The organism is Rothia sp. P7208 (assembly GCF_048512915.1).
In the GTDB taxonomy this organism is placed as follows: Bacteria; Actinomycetota; Actinomycetes; order Actinomycetales; family Micrococcaceae; genus Rothia.
On the sequence record NZ_JBLXXW010000012.1, the window covers coordinates 1 to 16719 of the forward strand.

The window sequence follows — 16719 nt, forward strand, 5'->3', positions numbered from 1 at the left end:
CGAGCTAACTCTCAATAAAAAATTTGGGTGTTGGTTGTGTTTCACGTGAAACACAACCAACACCCTAATGAGAGCCTTTAGGTGTTAGAGGCCAAGGAAAGGAGCAAACTCTTTCAGAAGAGCTGCCTTAGGCTTTGCTCCAACACTTTGATGAGCGACTTCACCATCTTTGAAAACATAAACTGCTGGAATAGATGTGATGCCATATTTCATTGCTGTTTCAGGATTATTTTCTACATCAAGTTTGAGAACTTTAACCTGTTCGGAATATTCTTCAGCAATTTCATCGATAACAGGTCCAAGCATACGACAAGGACCGCACCATTCCGCCCAAAAATCAACAATGACAGGTTTCTCAGAGCGAAGAACCTCGTCAGCAAAAGTTGCATCAGTTACTTGATTAGCCATAATTATTTCCTTCATATAGTGGTGGATGAAAACTATCTCTATCTAAGAAAGAGATTCAAGATAATGCTGGGCATCTAGCGCCGCAACACAGCCAGAACCTGCAGCTGTAATCGCCTGGCGATACGTCGAATCAATCACATCTCCAGCAGCGAAAACACCAGGGATTGAGGTACGTGAAGAACGCCCATCAACGGCAATAGTTCCAGCCTCAGTCAGTTCTAATATGTCGCGAACGAGGGCTGTGCGTGGATCAGAGCCAATAGCAACGAATACCCCATCTACTACGAGCTCAGATTCTTCTGAAGTCTTAGTGTTAGTCAACGTTATAGAAGAAACTTTATCCTCCCCATTGATTGACTGAACAGCAGAATCCCAAACCATTTCAATTTTAGGATTGTCAAAAGCGCGCTTTTGCATAATCTCTGATGCTCGCAACGTATCACGACGATGAACCAAATATACTTTTGCCGCATGATTTGTTAGGTAGAGAGCTTCCTCAACGGCGGAATCTCCTCCACCTATCACCGCAAGAGTCTTACCTTTGAAGAAAAAACCATCACAAGTGGCACACCACGAAACGCCATGACCAGAAAGTCGCTGCTCGCCATCAACATCCAACTTACGATATTCAGAACCTGTTGAAATAATGACAGTCCTCGTCAAAAAGGTAGATCCATCACTGAGGATGACTTTCTTGACCTCGCCCTCAAGCTCAAGCGACTCAACATCTTCGTAACGGATATCAGTACCAAAACGTTCAGCTTGCGCCCCAATAGTTGTCATCAATTCAGGGCCCTGAATACCGTCAACGAAACCAGGGAAATTTTCTACTTCAGTTGTTGTCATCAAATCGCCACCAGGGGAAACAGAGGACGCAAAAAGAAGAGGACGTAAATTAGCTCGAGCAGCATAAATCGCTGCAGTGTACCCTGCCGGGCCAGAACCAACAATGATGACGTCATGAATCTGACTGTCCCCAGCCTCTGCAGTGGGTGCAGTCTCTACGGCTGCAGTGTCCACTTTGACGCCAGTAGGAGCAGAGAAAAGACCGCCCAAAGACTCGTTTGGCAAAGTATCCTTCTTTCATAGAAATAGTGTTCATCAAATAGAACCATGATGTAGCTCTGATTATTCCAAACTCTTGAGCCTATGTGAACAACTGCCGCCTGAGGTAGAAAAAGAATACATCAGGCGGCAGTCGAGAAAAACGCGTCAAAGAACTTTATCGGGCTGTTACTTCAGCAATGCGCACACCATAGTTATAACCAGCAATAGGCTGACCCAATAGAGGAGCTTCTGTGAACTTCACTAGAACATACTGAATGCCTTCACCCTGCTTCTTCTGGTCAAGTTTGACGTTGACTTTTGGCGCATTGAAAGAGCCTGAACCAACTTCCGTTGCACCATCTAAAGAAGCCGTATTGTTGGTATATACCGTAAATGCGCCACCTGAGCCATTGATCTGTTCAATCGTAAGTTCAGAAACAACGGTACGTTCTTGAAGTTGGAATACCAAAGCGAAGGAATCGGTCGCGCCACCAAAATTAGGAGTTGCGAAACCGTAGCTAATCCATGTACTTGCTGGGTTACCATCAAGCATTTGAGGGAGAGTCGCATCCTGATCTGCCATAAAATCTGGAGAAGACGGCACAAGACGAGATGCGCTTATAATCTTTGGCGGAACATGAGAAACGCTTGGAGAAGGTGTTTCCGAAGGCTCTGCGGACTTATTCTGTGAAGGCTTGGCCGTAGCAGAAGTACTGGCGGCAGCTACGTTTTCATTCTCACTTTTCTTCGAAACCATGCCATTGATGGAAGAAAAAACAATAGCTACGCCCAAAACAAGAAGAATAATAGCCGCAATAGCTACAATCCATACTCCACCAGAACGCTGATCATCTTCATCATCAAATTCTGGTTCATCAGGATAATCGTATTCATCATATTCTTTGTCATAAGAGGAATCTTCGACGGTAGATGGAGCTAAAGTCTCGTGATCCTCAACAGCTCGTACCGCAGAAATTGAGGTATCTTCTGGTGTTGGTTCTGATACCTCAGCATAAGGAGTCTTTCCCGTTGCTACCTCATCCCCAAAAATTTCCTGACCAAGAGCTTCTTGCGTTTCGGAGGAAGCTGCTACTGCCGATGAATCTGCCAAAAGATTCTCTAAAAGCGCTTCGGGGCGTGAATAGGAAGTGACAAGATACGTTCGTCCTTCGCTATTGCCCAAATCAAGCACCTGAATGGGGGAGCGCGATGTCGTGGCAACAAGGCGCGCATTAGCAATCAAACGATCATTATGAGTAGGGGAAGCTACGACAATCGACACGCGTCTATTCAGAACCTGGTCTTTACCTTCCAAAACTGCGTCGCCGTGTTCTGTTTGCGTAATAGCAGCGGTGACACGATAACGCTCACCTAGAACAGTGTTGATAGCAATGGGATGGGAGGAATGTGAATGAGACAAGGTAGCCCTCCAAGGCTCTAAATATTTAAGACGGTGATTCTCTTCTGAATCTTACCCGTTATAACGACGTGTTGGGTTCTGTCTGTTGAAAATAAATCTATATTTTGTGTCGAGATTGGTGACGTTGTGGCATAAGTTTTCGCGCAATGGGGGAGATAAGAGCATCGAGCTCTTGTACTTTAAAGATTTGCAAAGCGATGTAATAGGCCAAAGACATAATAGTTCCGCCTACAGCAATTGTGATGAGAGCCGGAGTTGTTCCTGACCATGCAAACCCATCAAATGAATAGCCGCCAAGTATCCAGAGAACTAGTGAACCGAAAATACCGGCAACGAAGGATGCAAGGCCAACGCGAGCATGAGTCGAAAGAATATTAATCCCGTCGTAGTCCCCAAGATACCTTTTGAGGAAAATATGGCTTAGGGCCACAGAAAGAACATTCTGTAAGGCATAGGCTGCTGCTAAACCAAAGACAATATAGTGCGGGTTAAGTCGGGACGCGAAGAATCCCATCCCAACGATAACTACTGCAGAGATGAGCTGAATAATAAATGGAGTTTTTGCGTCTTCTCTTGCGTAGAGAACTCTTCCCATCATAAAAGAAATAGTGAGGAAAGGTCCGCCTAAAGCAATAATGCAAATTGTTTGAGCAATGAGGGCAGCAGAAATATTATTTCCGTTACCAAATAATACTCCTACCGGTCCTGAAAAAACAATAAGAGCTACAGATAAGAAAATAGTTGCAATAGAAGAAACTCTTAGACCAGAAGATAAAGCATGTACTACATTTTGATGATTATTCTCTTGTGATGCATGGGACATTTTATTGAAAAGGTATGTTGCAATAGAAAGTCCAATAACACCATGAGGTAATGAATACAGCATAGACGAGTAATTGAGCGCCTGAATCCCAGGAACAATTTTTCCATCTTGTGAAATAACATTTGAAGCAATTTGTATGAGATAAAAGAATGAAAGGTTAGAAACAATTCCAGTAGCTAATGTCCACACTGCTAATTTAACGGACGCGCCAAGACCAATACCCCTCCACCCAAACTTTGGGCGAATACGAATACCAATACGACGCAGAGGAATAAGAAGTACTAACGCTTGAGTTACGACACCTAACGTTGCTGATCCTGCAAGAACGACCGTCTGAGCAGTGCTCCACGTGTTCACAGTGTGTAACGGCGGAACAGTGTTAGTTTGTTGACCAAAAACATTGATAAAGAGGATAAGGGCAATAATCGCTACCACATTGTTGATTACTGGAGACCACATAAACCAGCCGAAAGCACCCCGAGCGTTTAGAACTTGTCCGATGATGGTATAGAAACCGTAGAAGAAAATTTGCGGAAGACACCACAACGCAAAAATCAGCCCTAAGGTGCGTTGTTCTTCCGTCCAAGTTCGTCCCATGATGGAGATAATAGGCACAGAACAAGCTACGACAACGACGGTTACAGCGGCGATACCAACAGTTGCTAGGGTAACTAACCGTGAAATAAAGTCTGAGCCGCCGTCATCGTGTTTTGCTGCTTTAATAATTTGTGGGACAAGGACGGCGTTAAAAATACCTCCGGCAACAAGAACATAAATCAAGTTAGGTAGGGTGTTTGCCGTTTCAAAAATAGTTCCCATTGCGGTTCCGGTGCCGATAGCAACGGTAATGAGAATGGTTTTAACGAACCCAAGAATACGGGAAACCATCGTCCCCGATGCCATAATTGCGCTAGATACTGCACCTGTACGTGCCACGTTGTGCCCTTAATCTTTGCTGAGAGAGCTTCTCACGAGGAGAGCTGGTGAATAATGTATTCGCGCGCAATCTCAGCAATTCGTCGTTCGTTCGAAAATGAGAGTTTACGCCCTAAATCGTCAATGTTAACCCAATCGACGGCAATTGCCTCATGATCTGGATCTTTTTCTGTGGTGAGATATCCTCCCGTGGCAGCTAAAAGGTAATGATGAACTGTTTTATGTACTCTTCGTCCGCCGACAGTGAACCAGTAGTCAATGCTTCCTAAAGGAGAAAGAACTTGTCCAGAAATTCCTGTTTCTTCTTCGATTTCGCGTGTTGCCGCTTGAGCGTTATTTTCTGATCCTTCAGGGTGTCCCTTCGGTAAACACCACTCTAAACGCCCTCCGCGGTTCATTCTGGCAATAATAGCTACCGGAAAATTAGGCTTGTCAAGGTCGACGATAACCCCTCCTGCAGAGACTTCTTCTACCGTCGGCAAGAGAGAAATAGGGGTTATTGCCCGCTTCTTGGGAGCCCGAGGTATAGGAAAAGTCATGTCTCTACCTTAACCGATGAAATGAGTCTATGCCTGATTATTGTGTGGGATACGGGTATAACGGTCATTTATCTGGCACGATGGTATGACTATGGCGCATCTTTTTGACTCTTCTATTATTGACCCCATCGCTCTATCCCTTGGCGAGCTTTTCGTACGGTCTGGGTATGAACTTTCTCTGGTGGGTGGTCCTGTTCGAGATCTTTTCCTTGCTCAAAAAGCAACAGATTTAGACTTCACAACCAACGCTACCCCCGATCAGATTCTAGAAATTGTTGATGACTGGGCTGATACGACGTGGGAAATTGGTAAAGAATACGGAACTATTGGTTTAAGAAAGGGCGATGAAACTGTCGAAATTACTACCTATCGGGCAGAAATTTATCGTCACGATTCGCGTAAACCTGTTGTTTCTTTTGGTGATTCTCTAGAAGACGATCTTTTTCGGCGTGACTTTACAATCAACTCCATGGCGTTGCGTCTACCCTCTTTAGAGCTTGTGGATCCTTACGGGGGTTTTAGAGACTTACGTGCTGGTGTCATTCGAACTCCTGGACGAGCTGAAGATTCTTTCTTAGACGATCCTCTGAGAATGATGAGAGCTGCTCGATTCGCTGCGCGTTTTGATATTGATGTGGCTCCTGAAGTCTTTGATGCTATGACGAAGATGGCTCAACGTATTGACATGATTTCTGCTGAGCGTGTACGTGATGAGCTCATTAAACTCATCACAGCAGCTGCTCCTCGTCGTGGCATCGATCTTCTTGTTGATTCTGGTCTTGCGAATTATGTTTTGCCTGAGATACCGGCGCTTAAATTAGAAATTGATGAGCACCATCGTCATAAAGATGTGTATCAACATTCTCTGACGGTTCTTGAACAGGCAGCCGCTCAAGAAACTGACCAGCAGGGGGCAGTACCTTCTCCCGATTTCATTCTTCGTTTTGCGGCATTGATGCACGATATTGGCAAGCCTGCTACTCGCAAGTTTGAGAAGAATGGTTCTGTAAGTTTCTTGCATCATGATGTTGTTGGCGCGAAGTTGGTTAAAAAGCGTATGCGTGCTTTGCGTTTTGATAATGACACAACCAAAGCTGTTGCTCGTTTGGTAGAGCTCCATATGCGTTTCTACGGTTATGGTGATGCTGGGTGGAGTGATTCTGCTGTGCGCCGTTATGTGCGTGATGCAGGGGCATATCTGGAGCGGTTGCACCGTTTGACGCGTGCTGATGTGACAACGCGTAATAAGCGTAAGGCTCAGCGTATTTCCCGTGCCTATGATGATTTAGAACGTCGTATCACGGCTCTCGCTGAGCAAGAGGAGTTGGATGCTATTCGTCCAGATCTAGACGGTGAACAGATTATGCAGATTCTGGGTATTTCTCCTGGTCCTGTTGTGGGTCGGGCTTATAAGTTCTTGCTTAATGTGCGTTTGGATGAAGGTGTCTTATCTGAAGAAAATGCTCGTGAACGTTTATTATCGTGGGCTAAAGAAGAAGGTATTCTAGAGCAATAAGGTCATCTCTATCCCCTAGTGGTTTACATATTCCCCATGCGGAATATGTAAACCACTAGGGGATATGTTGTTAACTAGATATTTTTATCACCGACTCTTACGCATCTTTAAAGGAAAATTCAAGGTTCATCCTTAGGGATGAGGTGCTCTTATGGTGAACTTCGTAGAATGAAGAACATAAACCACCTCATACCCTACGCTCAGGATAAGGAGCGATCTTTATGTTAGAAGTTCACCAGCTTACGAAGCGCTACGGCTCAAAAACAGCCGTAGATAACATCAGTTTTAATGTTCCTGATGGGAAAGTTACAGGATTCCTTGGCCCTAACGGCGCCGGAAAATCAACCACAATGCGCATGATCGTTGGTTTAGAAAAACCAACCTCTGGCAAAGCTCTTGTCAAAGGAAAAACTTATAAAACACTCAGCTCACCGATGCTATCCGTTGGTGCTCTTTTAGACGCTAAAGCAATGCATCCGGGACGCTCAGCTATCCAACATCTGCGCTCGCTTGCTTTGACCCATGGAATCTCAAAAAAACGAGTCAATGAAGTCATTGAACTCACAGGTCTTGGCGCTGTAGCTCATAAAAAAGTTCGCGGTTTCTCCCTCGGTATGGGGCAGCGTCTAGGTATCGCTGTTGCTCTCTTGGGGGATCCTCATAACCTCATTTTTGATGAGCCTGTTAACGGTCTTGACCCCGAAGGTGTTATTTGGGTTCGCAACCTTGCTCGACATCTTGCGTCTGAGGGACGTTGTGTCCTCATTTCTTCACATCTAATGAGCGAGATGTCTCAGACTGCTGATGAGCTTATTGTTATCGGTCGCGGTAAGATTCTGGCTCATTCTTCTATTAAAGATTTTCTTGCCCGTTCTGCTGACAACCCCGTTTTGGTGCGAACTGATCATCGTGAACAGTTCGATACACTCTTGCGTGAACGTCAACTCGTTACTAAGGCACACGAAATAGATGGCCTCATGGTCTCTGGTGCTAGCTCCCGCGAAGTTGCTCAGATTGCTCAAGAACACGGTGTTCTTCTGTATGAATTAACACCTCAAATTAGCACCTTAGAAGATGTTTATATGGAACTCACTAAAGACTCCGTTGAATATTCTTCTCACGGAATAGAAGCTTCTCAGGCTGAAGAAATGTTATCTTCTGGTGAAGTTTCTCAATCTATTCCTCAAGCAACAAAAGCAACGATGTTTGAAACAAACTCCCCATCGGATGCACCTTGGTCAAAAGGTTCTACAAAGGAGACAAAATAATGAGCCAGCATACAGCACTTCACGCATCATCTGATCAACGTTTACGTTTTAGTGGCATTGTTCGCTCTGAATTTCTAAAATTTAGAACTGTCATCTCTCATCTCGTTATGGGCATTGCCGTATTAGCAATGATGGCAGGCTTTGGCTTCATCGGGGCATTGTCTATCAACTACAGCGAAACTCTTGGGGCATCTCTTGATATGCTTCGCAACTCTGCTCAAGGTATTGGTGGAGCGGGTATGTCCTTCACTAGCATGCTTTTCGCATCATGGGCGGTGATTTTTATTGGATCCGAATACTCCACCCGTTCAATCTATACATCGCTAACGATTGTTCCTCGCCGTTCTGCTTTGTACATAGCAAAGTTCATTGTTGTGAGCTTTATCGGATTCTTCTGGGGCTTTATCTGTGCCGCCATTTCCTTCGGTATTGGCTCTTTGACCATTATCCCAGAGCTATCTCCTCAACTAAATTCAGGGGTTCTTTTGAACTGGGTAGCAGTTGGTCTCTACTGCATGTTTGTATCGTGGATGGGCCTTGGTTTTGGCTCCTTGCTGCGTAACAATGCTGGCGGTATTATCCTGTCTGTTATCACCATTTTGGTAACGTACATTGTTTTCTTATTGTTCCTTCCATGGGACTGGGCTAAAGATTTCACGAACTATCTTCCACTTCCAGTAGGCAGTGAATTGATTTCTTATGGTAAAGCAGACGACGCGAAAATTAGCTATACGATGGCAGCCTCTATCCTTGCTCTATGGGGAGCTGTTCCTGCCTTCTTCGGCTATCTGCGATTCCGTTTTACCGATAGCTAAGAGCTAAAAACTCATGAATCATCGAGTTTCATCGGAATCACTAGACGCCGTCGCTACTGAAGGACGGCGTCTAGTGCTGCAACGCCGTGGAATTATTCGTCGTTGGATTCACGAAAATACTTTTTGGGTTAATCTCTTCTGGGCTGTCAATAATTTACTTTTTGTTTTTCTAGAACTCTTATTCTCCTCAGATTCAGAGATATTTGACCACGATAAAAATGTTACTATTTATTTTTGTGTAGCATTCTTCTTTGCTGCAGGAATATTTTGGAGGGAAAAATTTCCCGTACTATTGATATGCCTATCAATATGTATAGATTTTTTGCAACTGCAAATTCTTCAGACAATTTTTACATCTCCAACTGGAATTACCTTCTACATATTTCTTTATTCTGCAGTAGTTAAATACCCTTTTAAAAAATCCCTTCCTATTTTTATTGCCACTAGTATCTTTCTCGTCGTCTTAGGTTTTATCTATTACCCATACATATATGCTGGGATTAGTAGAGGCGGACCTTCCGATGGAAGCTACGACTCGCGATATGTCATCATCAGTTATTCAGTTCTTGGCTTCCTGACGCTTTCGTCTCTTTTGATGAACCTCGTCGTATTTCTTGTCGCTCGACAAGTACATAAGAATCGACTCTTTGACCAAGAAATTATTCGCAGCTTCGATAAGACACAGAAATTAGCTGCCATCGAGGAGCGTCATCGTATCGCACGAGAGATGCACGATGTTGTAGCTCATTCTTTGACGGTCATGATTGCTTTAGCGGATGGTGCTCAAGCCATTAGCACTAAAGACCCTCAACGCACGTCACATATTCTCAAAGAGCTGTCTGATACGGGACGCAGTGCGCTTGCTGACATGCGAGAGACGCTAGGAGTTCTCCGTGATGAGTCCCCACAACAGCTTTTATCGCCAGTAGAAAGAAATAAGACTCTGGGCATCGATAACCTCAAAGCGCTAGTCGATTCTTTTGGTTCGACGGGTCTTCCTGTTTCTTTTTCTCAGCAAGGTCAAAAATTGCCTGAAGATAGTCAGCTGCATATGACGCTTTATCGTATTATTCAAGAGTCTTTGACTAACGCTTTAAGATATGCCCAAGACGCACATATTATTGAGGTCCTCATTAAGGTCAATCTGCCCGATATTGTGGTAATTATTGCCAATGATGGCACAAGTGGAATAGAACGTAGAGGTATCTCTCGCAGACAAAATAGCGTTGGAAGCGGCAAGGGCCTTATCGGTATTCAAGAGAGGGTTGCTGCTTATCATGGATCGCTTCGTGCTGGAGCGAATGACCGTGGAGGCTGGACTGTTCGTGCTCATTTATTGTGGGAATCAACGAGTCAAACTAAAGACCGTTCCAAAACATCCGAGGTAGAAAATAATGCAAGAGCAACAAAATAGTCCTTTGCGTGTGCTGCTAGTAGACGATCAATCATTGTTGAGGATGGGGTTTCGTCTCGTTCTTGAAAATGTAGGTATTGAGGTTGTTGGCGAAGCATCGCATGGGCAAGAAGCGATTGAGATGGTGCAAAAGCACCATCCTGATGTTGTGTTGATGGATATTCGGATGCCCGTTATGGACGGTATTACCGCGACTCAGAAAATTACGAGTATGAGTGATTCAAAAGTCATTATTCTGACAACTTTTGACCTCGACGAATACGCTTTCTCTGGTTTAAGAGCTGGAGCCAGCGCCTTCGTGCTCAAAGATATCCGCCCTGAAGACTTAATTGCTGCTATTCATACAGTCAATGCTGGAGAATCTATGGTGACTCCTACTCTTACTGCTCGGCTCGTGAAAGAGTATGCTGAAGATTCTTCGTTAGGTCAGGCGGCTATTCACGGGTACCAGTATTTGATTGATTCTTTAACTGCTCGCGAAAAAGATATGGTGGGTGCTATTGCTGAGGGGCTTTCTAACGCTGAGATTGCTCAACAGTTTTTCCTCTCCGAGACGACTGTTAAAACACATGTACGGTCGATTTTGTCAAAGCTTAATCTTCGTGATCGTGTTCAGGTTGTTGTTTTCGCGTATGAATCTGGAATGGTTCGTCCACATAGAACTTCTGGTCAGTAGCGTTCGAATCGTGTTTCTGAGGAATAAAACAGCTACGTGAACGGTTGTACTAATAGGGAAGTTCTTCCCCGACGATATTTCTAAGAAAGGGGATATTGATGTCAAATAGAGAACATTACACACCGGAATACATGAATCATGGAGGCCGAAACTCCTATCAAGGTGCCCCTTCTACTGTGTATATCGTGAAGCAAAAATCGTTGCTGATTGCGTATATATTGTGGTTTTTCCTTGGGGTATGGGGTATTCATAAGTTGTATTTAAGGCAGCCTATGATGTTTGTTCTGTATCTTCTCTTGCTGGGGATTGGCTGGCTGACGACTCCTATTCTGATTGGATGGGTGTTTCTCTTCCTCCTCGGCGTTTTGATGGTTATTGATCTCTTTACGATGCCAATACGTGTGGGTATTTTGAATTCTCGAGCCTACCGTTATTAATCATGCAATATGCATTGACCTGAGATTCAGTTTTAGATGACATTGGTGTAATTCATGTGACCTTGTGCTGAAATTGGTAAATTTCTGCACTTTATACTGCTCTTACTGTAGAGTAGGTGAAGTCTGTGTACTTTATGGGTAAATCTCCGGCGGTGCACTGACTGTTATACATCTCCTGCTATGGAAATCCCATAGCCGTTTAGCCCAAAGGAGGGGTTTAATCATGCGTGCATACGAGCTAATGGTTATCCTCAATCCCGAGGTAGAAGACAAGGCTGTAGAGCCAACTCTTTCTAAGTTCCTCGAAATCGTTACCAAAGACAACGGCACTATCGACAACATGGATATTTGGGGTCGTCGTCGCTTGGCATACGAAATCCAGAAGAAGACTGAAGGTATTTATGCCGTCGTTAACTTCACTTCCACTCCGGAAACTGCTGCAGAGCTTGACCGCGTTCTTAGCTTGAACGAGTCTGTAATGCGCACCAAGATTATCCGTCCGGAAGACCAGAAAATCTCTTCTAAATAATATTCATTCATGATTTTGATGTGGTTATCAACAAGATTATTTTTACTCTTGATATAACTGCTCTCAGAATGAATTGTTATTTGAAAAACTCTATGAATGGAGGCCTCAAATGGCTGGAGATACCGTCATTACCGTGATTGGTAATCTTACTGGTGATCCTGAGCTTCGTTTCACTCCTAACGGTGCAGCGGTAGCAAACTTTACGATTGCTTCAACTCCGCGTAGCTTTGACCGCGCAAGTGGCGAATGGAAAGATGGTGAAACCCTCTTTTTGCGAGCATCCATCTGGCGTGAGGCAGCAGAAAATGTTGCAGAAACCCTACATAAGGGAATGCGCGTTATCGCTCAGGGGCGTTTGAAATCCCGTTCATATGAGACTAAGGAAGGCGAACGTCGCACTGCGATGGAGCTTGAGGTCGAAGAAATTGGCCCATCCCTTCGTTTTGCTTCTGCGTCTGTTAACCGTAATCAACAGCGCTCCGGAGGTAACTTCGGTGGCGCTCAAGATGCGCAAGGCTACGCCGGTGGTGGCAATAACTTTGCCGCTCCTACCCAGAACAATGGGTATAACGGTTCAGCTTCTGGCGGTTTCGGCGGGGGTAACGGCTATAACGGTGGCGGCTTTGGTGGAGGAAATCCTGCACCACAGGCAGCGCCTGCTCCTTCTGCAGATCCTTGGGGTTCTCAATCTGGTGGAAACTATGATTGGGGCGCTGGTGCAGAAGACGAACCTCCGTTCTAAAGATAACCTTCCTCATTAATCCAAATATCCAACCCATCCCGCGGTATTTTCCGCGGGCTCCCAAAGAAAAAGGAGCACCACGATGGCTAAGGCTGAAATTCGTAAGCCCAAACCAAAGCAGAACCCACTCAAGGCTGCTGACGTAACTGTTATTGATTACAAGGACGTTGCACTTCTTCGTAAGTTCATCTCCGATCGCGGTAAGATCCGTGCACGTCGCGTTACCGGCGTCACCGTCCAGGAACAGCGCAAAATCGCTCAGGCAATTAAGAATGCCCGCGAAGTTGCATTGCTACCTTACTCCGGCGCTGGCCGCTAAAGAGAAGGAGATTAGAAGAACATGGCTAAGATTATTCTGACTCAGGAAGTATCCGGTCTCGGAACTGCTGGCGATGTCGTGACCGTTAAGAACGGCTACGCACGCAACTACCTGCTACCTCGCGGTTTTGCAGTGACCTGGACTAAAGGTGGAGAACGTCAGGTTGAGTCCATTCGCGCAGCTCGTGTAGCTCGCGCTAAGGCTTCTCTTGAAGACGCACAGGCACAGGCAGCTAAGCTTGCTGCAGCTACTGTTACCGTAGCTCATAAAGCTGGCGCTGAAGGTCGACTTTTCGGTACCGTTCGTGCGGAAGCAATTGCAGAAGCAATTGAAGCTGCCGGTCTAGGTTCCGTTGATAAGCGTGCTATCCACCTTGGATCCGCTATCAAGTCCACCGGTGCTTACAAAGTTTCTGTGCGTTTGCACGAAGACGTTGTTGCACAGGTTGCATTAGATGTCGTTGCTGCATAAGTAATGGCTTATTGCATATAGAAGAAGTGTCCTTTCCTGTTGTTTCAACGGGGGAGGGCACTTCTTCTATGTCATCATCATGTTCATTGCTTGAAGAATAGGTCAAGGGATCATGTTTTCATTGGTTTCGTCGGAGAAGGATTCTGCTCCGAAGCTGCGTCCAAGTTTGCAGATGTTTCTGATTGCCTTGGTTGCTGAGCTGATTTCGTTATTGCTGATATCTTTGGGATTTTGGAATAACGTGGGAACACCTTCTGATAGTTTGACGATTTTTCTCATCTGTGTGGTTCTTGCCGTTATCATGTCGTTACTGTCGAGCATTTTGGCGGTTGTTGGTTTAGCCCGTTACCGACGTTTTAAAGTGCATAATGCACTCCTTTTAATGGTTTCCTTACTGGCAAATCCTGCAACATTCTTTCTTGCTATCTCTGTTGTGGGATAGTTCTCTACAGAATGAAGTGCTAACGCTTCCATTGGGATAAGTTTTTCTCATAGTATGTTTCACGTGGAACAGCTATTCTGCCACGTGTTTTTATAATGGTTTTCACTAGGTGAATATAGTGAATAATCTTCGGGGTTCTTTGTAAAAATATCTCGACAATTTAAGGTTGATTGTGTCTCAAAATTCTTCTGATTACGGTGTTCGTACTCTTCCTCACGATGATGATGCAGAGCGGTCTGTCCTTGGTGGAATGTTACTCTCTAAAGATGCCATTGCAGACGTTGTTGAGGTGCTTCGTGGCGAGGATTTTTATAAGCCTGCACACGAGAGTATCTATGACGCAATCATTACTTTGTACGGGCAAGGCGAGCCAGCAGATGCTATTACCGTAACCGATGAACTGACAAAACGCGGCGAGCTATCTCGTATTGGTGGAGCACCTTATCTGCATTCTTTGACGACGTCTGTGCCCACTGCGGCGAATGCGGGATTTTACGCTGAAATTGTTTCTGAACGCGCTATTTTGCGTCGTCTAGTTGAAGCTGGTACGAAGATTGCTCAACTCGGTTATTCTCAAGATGGCGAAGTTGAGGCTCTCGTCAATCAGGCTCAGGGTGAAATTTATCAGATTAGTGATCGTCGCGCGTCAGAGGATTATGTGCCGCTTAAAGAGGCTATGGATCAGACCATTGATGATATCGAGGCTCAGGTTGCTCGCGGTAGCGGTATTAGTGGTGTACCAACGGGATTCTTTGAGTTTGATGAATTAACCGATGGTTTTCAGCCTGGCCAGATGATTGTTATTGCTGCTCGTCCTGGTATTGGTAAATCTACCTTTGCTCTGGATATTGCTCGCCATGCTGCTATTAAGAAGGATCTGGCGACGGTATTTTTCTCGTTGGAGATGAGCCGTAACGAAATTGCAACAAAAATTCTTTCAGCTGAAGCTAGGATTAACCTTTCTCGTCTACGTCAGGGAAAACTTGATGAAGAACAGTGGTCTACTCTTGCAGCTGCTGTGGGAAAGATGGATAGCGCTCCTTTGTATATTGACGATTCTCCCAATATGACGTTGATGGAGATCCGGGCGAAGGCACGTCGTCTCAAACAACGCAATAATCTTAAGCTGATTGTTCTGGACTATTTGCAGTTGATGACTTCTGGTAAAAAGGTAGAGTCTCGTCAGCAAGAAGTTTCTGAATTTTCTCGTTCCTTGAAGTTGATGGCGAAAGAGCTGGAAATTCCTGTTATTGCGTTGTCGCAGCTGAACCGTGGTTCTACTCAACGTGCAGATAATCGTCCGATGATTTCGGATTTGCGTGAGTCTGGCTCTATTGAGCAGGACGCAGATATGGTTATTTTGCTTCATCGTGATGATGCTCAGAATAAAGAATCATCACGTGCTGGAGAAGCGGACGTTATTGTCGCTAAACATCGTAATGGTCCTACCAAGACCATTGCTGTTGGATTCCAGGGACATTATTCTCGCTTTGCGAATATGGTCAACGATACGCCACCTAGTATTGAATCTTAGGCTACTGGTGCGTCGTTATGAGGTTTATCGTTTCGTGTTAAAACCATGACGCATAGTGATACGAGTAGTGCTGTGAAAATGATGCAAAACCAGGCTGTGCTGTACCATCCGCTGGTGTTGTAGATTAATCCGCTACCCCAACCAATAACTGCTGAACCTGCATAGTAGGCGAGATTATAGAGTGCTGTTGCTTGCGCTTTTCCTGTTGTGGCTCGTAGTCCTGTCCATCCTGAGGCGATGGAATGCCCGCAGAAGAACCCGAAGGTCAAGAGCAGGACTCCGATAATAATGGCGGTGACGTTTGTGGTCATCGTGAGAGCTATGCCAAGGATAAGGAGGGCAGTTGATCCTATCATGACGTTGAGGTTTCCCCATCGTGTGCTGAATCGGGCAGATATTGATGAGGATATTGTGCCTAGTAGGTAGGAGAGGAAGAGCGCTGAGAGAGCTATTTCGGAGAAGAGATAGGGTGGTGCTTTGAGGAGGAACCCTACGTAGTTATAGATGGTTACGAAGGTTCCCATCATAGTGAATGCGTAGAGGTATAGTGCAAGCATCGCTGGGTTTTTGAGGTGTTTTTTGGCTTGTTTGAGGGTATTGCTGAAAGATCCTTTGCGTGGGATGGGCGTGAATCGTCGGGCTTTGGGCAGGCTGATAATAAAGATGAGTGCGGTGATGGCTCCTAGTAGTGAGACTGCTGTGATGGCGATGCGCCAGTCTCCGGTCCATTGGGTGAGGGGGCCTGCGAAGAGTCGTCCGGCGAGTCCTCCTAAGGTGTTTCCTGCGATATATAGTCCGCTTGCTGTTGCTGCGTGGAGTGGGTTTGTTTCTTCGGTGATGAAGGCGATTGCTACTCCTGCTATTCCTGCTAGTGCTGCTCCTTCTGCAAATCTGAGGGTGAGGAGTATGGTGAAGTCGTGAACCCATGGGCTGATTAGTCCGAGTACTGTGGCGATACTGATTGCGATGAACATGGCTTTGCTTTTGCCGTGGATGTCGGCGATGTAGGCCCAGACCATGGCAAAAAGGGCTAGTCCAAGTGTTGCTGCTGAGATTGTTAGTGCTGCACTAGATGGGGTGATGTTTAGGTCGGTTGCGATGGAGGGGAGGATTGCTTGTGGTGCGTAGAGTTGGGCGAAGGTGGCGATGCCTGCGCAGAACATGGCAATGAGCATGTAGATGTATTCGCGTGAGCCTTTTGAATATCCGTTCCAGGGTTCAGGGCTGTGTGGGTGTGTGTTGTTCATGTGGTGGTGTATTTTTCTTCGGATGATGATGCTATTTAGTGGTAATGGTAGTTGCCGTTTTGGGTGCTGGGTACTGTTGTTGGGCTTTATGGGGTGCTCTGGCAGGTTTTTTTGAGCTTTTTTAAATCTTTTTTGT

General features: G+C 45.3%; 18 protein-coding genes. 12 read left to right on the forward strand and 6 right to left on the reverse strand.

Features of this window, described 5'->3' with window-relative positions:
• Positions 1 to 84: 84 nt before the first annotated feature.
• From trxA to ACN084_RS08445, 5 genes are all read right to left on the reverse strand, one after another.
• On the reverse strand, positions 85 to 423 hold the full coding sequence (trxA, locus tag ACN084_RS08425) for a thioredoxin (RefSeq protein ID WP_419101272.1): 339 nt from the start codon (positions 421 to 423) through the stop codon (positions 85 to 87).
• Positions 424 to 450: 27 nt separating this feature from the next.
• Entirely contained in the window at positions 451 to 1479 is a 1029-nt protein-coding gene (gene trxB / locus ACN084_RS08430) for a thioredoxin-disulfide reductase (RefSeq protein ID WP_419106552.1), read from the reverse strand.
• Between the two features lie 151 nt (positions 1480 to 1630).
• Positions 1631 to 2875, reverse strand: coding sequence for a serine/threonine protein kinase (locus ACN084_RS08435; RefSeq protein WP_419106553.1), 1245 nt, complete (start codon positions 2873 to 2875; stop codon positions 1631 to 1633).
• A 97-nt stretch (positions 2876 to 2972) separates the two neighbouring features.
• The gene (gene murJ, locus ACN084_RS08440) at positions 2973 to 4634 is read right to left on the reverse strand and encodes a murein biosynthesis integral membrane protein MurJ (RefSeq protein WP_419106554.1); all 1662 of its coding nucleotides are present in this window, start codon (positions 4632 to 4634) and stop codon (positions 2973 to 2975) included.
• Positions 4635 to 4666: 32 nt separating this feature from the next.
• Positions 4667 to 5173 carry an NUDIX hydrolase gene (locus ACN084_RS08445; RefSeq protein ID WP_419101276.1) on the reverse strand — a complete coding sequence of 169 codons (507 nt, stop codon included), beginning with the start codon at positions 5171 to 5173 and terminating at the stop codon, positions 4667 to 4669.
• 91 nt (positions 5174 to 5264) lie between these two features.
• On the opposite strand from ACN084_RS08445, the gene ACN084_RS08450 reads away from it, so the two are divergent.
• The 12 genes from ACN084_RS08450 (at position 5265) to dnaB (ending at position 15336) form a co-directional block, all read left to right on the forward strand.
• Complete coding sequence (locus ACN084_RS08450; protein ID WP_419106555.1) at positions 5265 to 6689, forward strand: CCA tRNA nucleotidyltransferase; 1425 nt, start codon at positions 5265 to 5267, stop codon at positions 6687 to 6689.
• Between the two features lie 221 nt (positions 6690 to 6910).
• A complete protein-coding gene (locus ACN084_RS08455; RefSeq protein ID WP_419106556.1) occupies positions 6911 to 7957 on the forward strand; it encodes an ABC transporter ATP-binding protein in 1047 nt (348 codons plus the stop codon).
• Entirely contained in the window at positions 7957 to 8772 is an 816-nt protein-coding gene (locus ACN084_RS08460) for an ABC transporter permease (RefSeq protein ID WP_419106557.1), read from the forward strand. The genes ACN084_RS08455 and ACN084_RS08460 overlap by 1 nt, the downstream gene beginning before the upstream one ends.
• Before the next feature lie 13 nt (positions 8773 to 8785).
• Complete coding sequence (locus ACN084_RS08465; RefSeq protein ID WP_419106558.1) at positions 8786 to 10186, forward strand: histidine kinase; 1401 nt, start codon at positions 8786 to 8788, stop codon at positions 10184 to 10186.
• On the forward strand, positions 10167 to 10862 hold the full coding sequence (locus tag ACN084_RS08470; protein ID WP_419106559.1) for a response regulator: 696 nt from the start codon (positions 10167 to 10169) through the stop codon (positions 10860 to 10862). The genes ACN084_RS08465 and ACN084_RS08470 overlap by 20 nt, the downstream gene beginning before the upstream one ends.
• Positions 10863 to 10993: 131 nt before the next feature.
• The gene (locus tag ACN084_RS08475; RefSeq protein ID WP_419106563.1) at positions 10994 to 11299 is read left to right on the forward strand and encodes a TM2 domain-containing protein; all 306 of its coding nucleotides are present in this window, start codon (positions 10994 to 10996) and stop codon (positions 11297 to 11299) included.
• Between the two features lie 223 nt (positions 11300 to 11522).
• Positions 11523 to 11828 carry a 30S ribosomal protein S6 gene (gene rpsF / locus ACN084_RS08480; protein ID WP_419101282.1) on the forward strand — a complete coding sequence of 102 codons (306 nt, stop codon included), beginning with the start codon at positions 11523 to 11525 and terminating at the stop codon, positions 11826 to 11828.
• A gap of 109 nt (positions 11829 to 11937) precedes the next feature.
• Entirely contained in the window at positions 11938 to 12570 is a 633-nt protein-coding gene (locus ACN084_RS08485; RefSeq protein ID WP_419101283.1) for a single-stranded DNA-binding protein, read from the forward strand.
• 82 nt (positions 12571 to 12652) lie between these two features.
• Complete coding sequence (gene rpsR / locus ACN084_RS08490; RefSeq protein WP_004005948.1) at positions 12653 to 12889, forward strand: 30S ribosomal protein S18; 237 nt, start codon at positions 12653 to 12655, stop codon at positions 12887 to 12889.
• Positions 12890 to 12910: 21 nt separating this feature from the next.
• Complete coding sequence (gene rplI / locus ACN084_RS08495; RefSeq protein WP_419101284.1) at positions 12911 to 13360, forward strand: 50S ribosomal protein L9; 450 nt, start codon at positions 12911 to 12913, stop codon at positions 13358 to 13360.
• A 112-nt stretch (positions 13361 to 13472) separates the two neighbouring features.
• Positions 13473 to 13802, forward strand: a complete 330-nt coding sequence (locus tag ACN084_RS08500; protein ID WP_419106560.1) for a hypothetical protein — start codon at positions 13473 to 13475, stop codon at positions 13800 to 13802.
• Between the two features lie 172 nt (positions 13803 to 13974).
• Complete coding sequence (gene dnaB, locus ACN084_RS08505) at positions 13975 to 15336, forward strand: replicative DNA helicase (RefSeq protein WP_419106561.1); 1362 nt, start codon at positions 13975 to 13977, stop codon at positions 15334 to 15336.
• Here the strand turns inward: dnaB and ACN084_RS08510 are convergent.
• The coding region (locus tag ACN084_RS08510; RefSeq protein ID WP_419106562.1) for an MFS transporter at positions 15333 to 16719 on the reverse strand (1387 nt) is incomplete at its 5' end. The two genes, dnaB and ACN084_RS08510, sit on opposite strands and share 4 nt — an antisense overlap.

What these genes read in the sequence shown, in the direction of transcription:
- trxA (WP_419101272.1), bottom strand. Translation starts at nt 423, where the DNA reads ATGAAGGAAATAATTATGGCTAATCAAGTAACTGATGCAACTTTTGCT.
- ACN084_RS08445 (WP_419101276.1), bottom strand. Translation starts at nt 5,173, where the DNA reads ATGACTTTTCCTATACCTCGGGCTCCCAAGAAGCGGGCAATAACCCCT.
- ACN084_RS08450 (WP_419106555.1), top strand. Translation starts at nt 5,265, where the DNA reads ATGGCGCATCTTTTTGACTCTTCTATTATTGACCCCATCGCTCTATCC.
- ACN084_RS08455 (WP_419106556.1), top strand. Translation starts at nt 6,911, where the DNA reads ATGTTAGAAGTTCACCAGCTTACGAAGCGCTACGGCTCAAAAACAGCC.
- ACN084_RS08460 (WP_419106557.1), top strand. Translation starts at nt 7,957, where the DNA reads ATGAGCCAGCATACAGCACTTCACGCATCATCTGATCAACGTTTACGT.
- ACN084_RS08465 (WP_419106558.1), top strand. Translation starts at nt 8,786, where the DNA reads ATGAATCATCGAGTTTCATCGGAATCACTAGACGCCGTCGCTACTGAA.
- ACN084_RS08470 (WP_419106559.1), top strand. Translation starts at nt 10,167, where the DNA reads ATGCAAGAGCAACAAAATAGTCCTTTGCGTGTGCTGCTAGTAGACGAT.
- ACN084_RS08475 (WP_419106563.1), top strand. Translation starts at nt 10,994, where the DNA reads ATGAATCATGGAGGCCGAAACTCCTATCAAGGTGCCCCTTCTACTGTG.
- rpsF (WP_419101282.1), top strand. Translation starts at nt 11,523, where the DNA reads ATGCGTGCATACGAGCTAATGGTTATCCTCAATCCCGAGGTAGAAGAC.
- ACN084_RS08485 (WP_419101283.1), top strand. Translation starts at nt 11,938, where the DNA reads ATGGCTGGAGATACCGTCATTACCGTGATTGGTAATCTTACTGGTGAT.
- rpsR (WP_004005948.1), top strand. Translation starts at nt 12,653, where the DNA reads ATGGCTAAGGCTGAAATTCGTAAGCCCAAACCAAAGCAGAACCCACTC.
- rplI (WP_419101284.1), top strand. Translation starts at nt 12,911, where the DNA reads ATGGCTAAGATTATTCTGACTCAGGAAGTATCCGGTCTCGGAACTGCT.
- ACN084_RS08500 (WP_419106560.1), top strand. Translation starts at nt 13,473, where the DNA reads ATGTTTTCATTGGTTTCGTCGGAGAAGGATTCTGCTCCGAAGCTGCGT.